Genomic DNA, 6,545 nt, shown 5'->3' with positions numbered 1-6,545 from the left:
CCCCGGGCGCGGCGGTCCCGGTGGGGGCGGCGGCGGCCGCGGTCCCGGCGGCGGTGGCCGTCCGGGCGGCGGCGGTGGCGGTCGCGGTCCCGGTGGCGGCGGTCGTCCCGGTGGCGGCGGCGGCTTCGGTGCGCCCCGCGCCGGCGGCGGCGGTCGTCCGGGCGGCGGCTTCGGCCCCCGTCCCGGTGGCGGCGGCCGCGGTCGCGGCGGCACGCAGGGCGCGTTCGGACGTCCGGGCGGACGTCCCGCACGCGGCCGCAAGTCGAAGCGGGCGCGTCGTCAAGAGTTCGAGAACATGCAGGCGCCCGCCGTCGGCGGCGTCTCGGCTCCGCGCGGCAATGGCAAGGCCATCAGCCTTCCGCAGGGCGCGTCGCTGACCGACTTCGCCGAGAAGATCGGCGCCAACCCGGCGTCGCTCGTCGCGATCATGATGCACCTCGGCAAGATGCTCACCGCGACGCAGTCGGTCGACCCCGACGACCTGCAGGCCCTGGGCCTGGAGCTGGACTTCGAGGTCCATGTCGTCAGCCCCGAGGAGGAGGACCGCGCGCTGCTCGAGTCCTTCGACATCGAGTACGGCGAGGACGAGGGCGGCGAGGAGCACCTCGAGTCCCGTCCGCCGGTGGTCACCGTCATGGGCCACGTCGACCACGGCAAGACCAAGCTGCTGGACGCCATCCGGCACGCCAACGTGCAGGCGGGCGAGGCCGGCGGCATCACCCAGCACATCGGCGCCTACCAGGTCGAGACCCAGGTGGACGGCGAGGACCGCAAGATCACCTTCATCGACACCCCGGGCCACGAGGCGTTCACCGCCATGCGCGCCCGCGGTGCCGACACCACCGACCTGGTGGTGCTGGTGGTCGCCGCGGACGACGGCGTCAAGCCGCAGACCACCGAGGCGATCGACCACGCCACCGCGGCCGGGGTGCCGATCGTGGTCGCGGTCAACAAGATCGACGTCGAGGGCGCGGACACGAACCGGGTCCGGGCGCAGCTCACCGAGTACGGCCTGGTCGCCGAGGAGTTCGGCGGTCAGACCCAGTTCGTCGACGTGTCCGCCAAGCAGGGCACCAACATCGACGGGCTGCTCGAGGCGATCATCCTGACCGCCGACGCCGAGCTGGAGCTGAAGGCCAACCCCGACATGCCCGCCCAGGGCTCGGCCATCGAGGCCCACCTGGACAAGGGCCGGGGCGCCGTGGCGACCGTGCTGGTGCAGCGCGGCACGCTGCGGGTCGGCGACTCGATCGTCTGCGGCGTGGCCAGCGGCCGCGTCCGGGCGATGCTCGACGAGAACGGCAACAGCGTCGAGGAGGCGGGCCCGTCCCGTCCGGTGATGGTGCTCGGCCTCGCGGCCGTGCCCGGCGCCGGGGACAACTTCCTGGTCGTCGAGGACGACCGGGTCGCCCGGCAGATCGCCGACAAGCGGGTGGCGCGCAAGCGCAACGCCGAACTGCTGCGGAGCCGCAAGAGCAGCTCCCTCGAGGAACTGTTCAAGGACTTCCAGGAGGGCAAGCGGCAGGAACTGCTGCTCATCCTCAAGGGAGACGTGTCCGGTTCGGTCGAGGCGCTGGAGGACTCGCTCCTCAAGATCGACGTGGGCGACGAGGTCAGCCTGCGGATCATCCGCCGCGGTGTCGGCGCGATCACGCAGGACGACGTCAACCTGTCGCTGGCGTCCGAGGAGGGCGCGGTCATCATCGGCTTCAACGTCCGGCCGGAGCGCAACGCGCAGGAACTGGCCGACCGCGAGGGCGTCGACATCCGCTACTACTCGGTCATCTACCAGGCGATCGACGAGATCGAGGCCGCCCTCAAGGGCATGCTCAAGCCGGAGTTCGAAGAGGTCCAGCTGGGCACCGCCGAGATCCGCGAGATCTTCAAGGTGCCGCGGATCGGCAACGTCGGCGGTTCGATGGTCACTTCGGGGATCATCCAGCGCAACGCCAAGGCGCGGCTCGTCCGCGACGGCGTCGTGGTCGCCGACAACCTCACGGTGTCGTCGCTGCGCCGCTTCAAGGACGACGCGACCGAGGTCCGCGAGGGCTTCGAGTGCGGCATCGGGGTCGGCTACAACGACATCAAGCTCGGCGATGTCATCGAGTGCTTCGAGATGCGGGAGAAGCCTCGCGACTGAGGCCCGCGCCCGCGGCACGAGACCGTCCGCGGTACGGGCGCCGCGCGGACCCCGGCCTTCGGGCCGGGTCCGGGCGGCGCCCGGCCGGGACGGAGCGGTGAAAAAATGTGACACGACGCCAGGCTGTTCTTCTAGCCTGGCGTCTGTCATTCCCGGGCGCCCGCCGGGCGGCCCGGGAACACGGCGGCTCACCGCCGTCGTTCCTACGTGTGGATCCCGAGGTGATCGACCAGGTGTACGTGGGTGCGCTGACTCTCGACCTGCTGCTGGGGGACGTCCGCTCGCTCAAGCAGAAGCGGTCGGTGGTCCGGCCCGTCATCGCCGAGGTGCGCAAGCACTTCCCGGGGGTGGCGGTGGCCGAGACCGGCGACAACGACCTGCACCGCAGGGCGCAGATCGGCATCGCCGTGGTCTCGGGCACCGCGGCCAACTGCACCCGGGTGCTCGACCAGTGCGAGCGCCTGGTGTTCGGGCGGCCGGAGATCGAGCTGCTGTCCGCGCGGCAGCGGCTGTTCAACGACGACGAGGACTGACCGGGCGGCGTCTGGCGCGAGGCTCCGGCGGAGCGGCGGACGGCGGCCGGCCGGGACACCGGGGACCGCGGGGGATCGCCCCCGCGGCGCCCCGCGACCATAGAGAAAGGGAGTGCGATCATGGTGGACGCAGCTCGGGCGCGCAAGCTCGCCGACCGCATCCAGCAGATCGTGGCCGAGATGCTGGAGAGGCGGATCAAGGATCCCCGGCTCGGCTTCGTGACCGTGACGGACACCCGCATCACCAACGACCTGCGCGACGCGACCGTGTACTACACGGTGTACGGGTCGGACGGCGAGCGCGCCGAGACGGCGGCGGCGCTGGAGAGCGCCAAGGGCGTCATCCGGTCGGAGGTGGGCAGGAAGACCGGGGTGCGGCACACGCCCAGCATCACGTTCGTCATGGACTCCCTGATGGAGAACGCGGCGCACATCGACGACCTGCTCGCCAAGGCCCGCGCGAAGGACGCCGAGGTGGCGAGGGCCGCGCAGGGCGCGTCCCCGGCGGGTGAGGCCAACCCGTACCGCGAGCCCGCCGACGACGCCGACCTCGACGGCGCGGACGCCGACGACGAGGACGACCTGGACGAGGACGACCTGGACGAGGGCGGCGACACGGCGGGGGACGGTGAGGACGGCCGGTCCGGACGCCCGTCATCGTGAGCGCGCGGGACGGGCGCGCGGACACGCCGGGCGCCCCCTGGGCCGAGGAGTGCTCGCTGCACGCGATGGGCGGGCACGGGGCGAGCGGCCACGACATCGTGCCCAGCGGCACCGTCCGCGGCGGTGCCCCGCCGCAGCCCGCACCGGCCCCGAACGGAGCCGCCCCCAAGGGGACCGGTCCTAACGGCGCCGTCGCGAACGGGACCGATCCCACCGGAGCCGTTCCGAACGGGGCCGGCCTGAACGCGGCCGCTCCGAACGGGCCCGGGGCCGGCGGTCCGGAGGCGCGCGCGGCTGTGCCGTCGGCCGTCCGGGCGCCGCTGCCGCAGGGGATGCCCGCCGATGCGGGGTCCGGCGGTAGGGCGGCGAATGGAGCGGTCGCCGAGACGCAGTGGGGCCGTGCCGTCGAGCTGATCGAGGCCGCCGACGAGGTATGCCTCGCCTGCCACATAGCCCCGGACGGCGACGCGCTCGGCTCGATGCTCGCGCTCGCGCAGGCGCTGCACGCGATGGGCAAGCGGTGCCTGGCCTCGTTCGGCGAGCCGTTCGCGGTGCCGGCGATCCTGCGGTTCCTGCCGGGCCAGGAGTTCCTGGTCGAGCCCGCGCGGATGCCGGCCGCGCCCGCGCTGATGATCTCCCTGGACGCGGCGGGGCAGGCGCGGCTCGGGTCGCTCGCCGGCGCGGCGGGCCGGGCCGGGTCGCTGATCGTCATCGACCACCACGCGTCCAACGTCGGGTTCGGCGGCGTCCGCCTGGTCGATCCGGACGCGGCCGCCACGGCGGTGCTGGTCGAGGAGCTGATCCGGCGGCTCGGCGTGCCGCTGGACGGCGACATCGCGCAGGGCCTGTACGCGGGCCTGGCCAGCGACACCGGCTCGTTCAAGTACCCGTGCACGACGCCCGAGGTGCACGACCTGGCCGGGCGGCTGCTGACGGCCGGGGTGCGGCCGGAGGCGGTCAGCCGCGAGCTGTGGGACCGGGCGCCGTTCGGCTACCTGCAGGTGCTGGCGGGGGCGCTGTCGCGGGCGCGGCTGGAGCGCGACGCGGCGGGCGGCCGGGGCCTGGTCTGGACGACCATCGCCCGCTCCGACCGGGAGGCTCGCGACGTCCCCTACGACCAGCTGGAAGGCGTCATCGACCAGCTCAGGCGCACCGACGAGGCCGAGGTCGCGGTCGTGCTGAAGGAGAACGACCGGGGCGAGTGGTACGTGTCGACGCGCGCGAAGGGCGCGGTGGACGTCGGCCGCGCCTGCGTGGAGCTGGGCGGGGGCGGGCACCGCACCGCCGCCGCGTTCACCATGGGCGGGGAGCCCGCCTGGATCATCGACCGGCTGCGCGGGGCGCTGCGCGAGCCGGGCCCCGACGGAGAGTAGAGAGCGCGCGCGTGGAGAACTCGGGACTTGTCATCGTGGACAAGCCGGCGGACTGGACCTCGCACGACGTGGTCGGCAAGATGCGGCGGCTGGCGAAGACCCGCCGCGTCGGGCACGCGGGGACGCTGGACCCGATGGCGACGGGCGTGCTCGTCCTCGGCGTCGGGAAGGCGACCCGGCTGCTCGGCCATCTCGCGCTGACCGAGAAGGGCTACGACGCGACGATCCGGCTGGGCGAGACGACCAATACCGACGACGCCGAGGGCGAGATCACCGCGACCGCGTCCGCCGCATCGGTGGCCGACGAGGCGCTGCACGCGGGGATCGCGGCGCTGACCGGGCCGATCGAGCAGGTCCCGCCGCAGGTCAGCGCGATCAAGGTGAACGGGCAGCGGGCTTACAAGATGGCCCGCAAGGGCGAGGAGGTCGCGCTCGCGGCCCGTCCGGTGACGGTGCACGAGTTCCGGGTCCTGGACGTCCGGCGGCACGGCGAGGTGATCGACGTGGACGCGTCGGTGTCGTGCTCGTCCGGCACCTACATCCGGGCGCTGGCCCGCGACCTCGGCGCGGCGCTCGGCTGCGGCGGGCACCTGACGGCGCTGCGCCGCACCCGCGTCGGCCCGTACGACCTGGCCATGGCGCGCACCCTCGACCAGCTCGCCGAGAAGCCGGAGATCCTGCCGATGGCGGAGGCGGTCGCGGCGGTGTTCCCGCGCCGGGACGTCTCGGAGGACGACGCCCGCAAGGTCGCGCACGGCGGCCGTCTCGCGGCGGCCGGCCTGGGCCCGGGCCCCGTCGGCGTGTTCGCGCCGGACGGGACCCTCCTGGCCCTGGTCGAGGAGCAGGGCGGGACGGCCAAGCCTTTCGCCGTCTTCGTCGGTTAGGCGAGTTTCTCCTGCGCACCGCTTGAGAACCGGTGCCGGGGCATCGGATCATGCGTGTCGGCGCGGGCGCGCCCTCGGGCGGACGGCATCGTGGCGAGCGTCACCCCGCGGCGGCGGTGCGCCCGCAACCTACGGGCGCGTAACCTACGTAACCGTAGGTTAGTTGCAGAGGAGGCTGCCTTGACCACGGTGACCGATCCCGTGACCGACCCCGCGGACGACCCCGGACGCGGCCCCGAACCGGGCGCCCCGGCCGGCTCCCCGACCAAACCGAGGATGCGCGGCTGGCTGCACCTCGGCGCGTTCCCGGCCGTCATGCTCGCGGGACTGGTGCTCGTCGCGCTCGGCCCCACCCCGCTCGCCCGGCTCTCCTCGGCGGTCTACGTCGCCACGTCCGGGCTCCTGTTCGGCATCTCCGGGACCTACCACCGGCAGGCCGACTCGCACCGGCTGATCGAGGTGCTGCGCCGCTTCGACCACGCCAACATCTACCTGATCATCGCCGGGACCTACACGCCCTTCGCCGTGCTGGCGCTCGACGGCGGCGTCCGCATCGCCGTGCTCGCCACGGTGTGGACGGGCGCCATCGCCGGTGTGGTCTTCCGCACCACCTGGATCGGCGCCCCGCGCCTGCTGTACGTGACCCTCTACATCGTGCTGGGCTGGGTGGCGGTGTTCTTCCTGCCGCAGTTCCTGGACGGCGCCGGCGTCGTCGCATGCGTGATGGTCGCGGTCGGCGGCATCTGCTACAGCGTCGGAGGCATCGTCTACGGGCTGCGCCGCCCCAACCCGTCGCCGCGCTGGTTCGGCTTCCACGAGGTGTTCCACGCCTTCACGCTCGCCGCGTACGTCCTGCAGTACATCGCCGTGTCGTTCGTCGTCTACCAGTCCGGCTGACGGCGGGACGGGCCGGAGCGCGCCCCCTCGGGTAACGGCATCGGACGGCGCATGG

6 protein-coding genes are annotated in these 6,545 nt (G+C 73.4%); all 6 read left to right on the top strand.

Going from position 1 to position 6,545, the window contains the following annotated elements:
- Positions 1–2,140 (top strand): translation initiation factor IF-2 (gene infB / locus QP089_RS28250; RefSeq protein ID WP_285915441.1); only part of this gene is annotated, 2,140 nt, incomplete at its 5' end.
- A gap of 221 nt (positions 2,141–2,361) precedes the next feature.
- Entirely contained in the window at positions 2,362–2,673 is a 312-nt protein-coding gene (locus QP089_RS28245; RefSeq protein WP_285915439.1) for a DUF503 domain-containing protein, read from the top strand.
- A 120-nt stretch (positions 2,674–2,793) separates the two neighbouring features.
- A complete protein-coding gene (gene rbfA / locus QP089_RS28240; RefSeq protein ID WP_285915438.1) occupies positions 2,794–3,336 on the top strand; it encodes a 30S ribosome-binding factor RbfA in 543 nt (180 codons plus the stop codon).
- Positions 3,333–4,709, top strand: a complete 1,377-nt coding sequence (locus QP089_RS28235) for a DHH family phosphoesterase (RefSeq protein ID WP_285915436.1) — start codon at positions 3,333–3,335, stop codon at positions 4,707–4,709. Before rbfA ends, QP089_RS28235 begins: the two co-directional genes overlap by 4 nt.
- Positions 4,710–4,720: 11 nt before the next feature.
- Entirely contained in the window at positions 4,721–5,593 is an 873-nt protein-coding gene (truB, locus tag QP089_RS28230) for a tRNA pseudouridine(55) synthase TruB (RefSeq protein ID WP_285915434.1), read from the top strand.
- Positions 5,594–5,869: 276 nt separating this feature from the next.
- Positions 5,870–6,490, top strand: a complete 621-nt coding sequence (gene trhA / locus QP089_RS28225; RefSeq protein WP_285915461.1) for a PAQR family membrane homeostasis protein TrhA — start codon at positions 5,870–5,872, stop codon at positions 6,488–6,490.
- The last annotated feature ends 55 nt before the right edge of the window (positions 6,491–6,545 follow it).

Source organism: Actinomadura opuntiae (assembly GCF_030283205.1).
Lineage (GTDB): Bacteria > Actinomycetota > Actinomycetes > Streptosporangiales > Streptosporangiaceae > Spirillospora.
Note: the sequence above shows the minus strand (reverse complement) of the source record. Positions and strands in the feature narration are given on the sequence as shown.

Bases quoted from the DNA above. Each gene is read 5' to 3' on its own strand.
- rbfA (WP_285915438.1), top strand. From the start codon at position 2,794: ATGGTGGACGCAGCTCGGGCGCGCAAGCTCGCCGACCGCATCCAGCAG.
- trhA (WP_285915461.1), top strand. From the start codon at position 5,870: ATGCGCGGCTGGCTGCACCTCGGCGCGTTCCCGGCCGTCATGCTCGCG.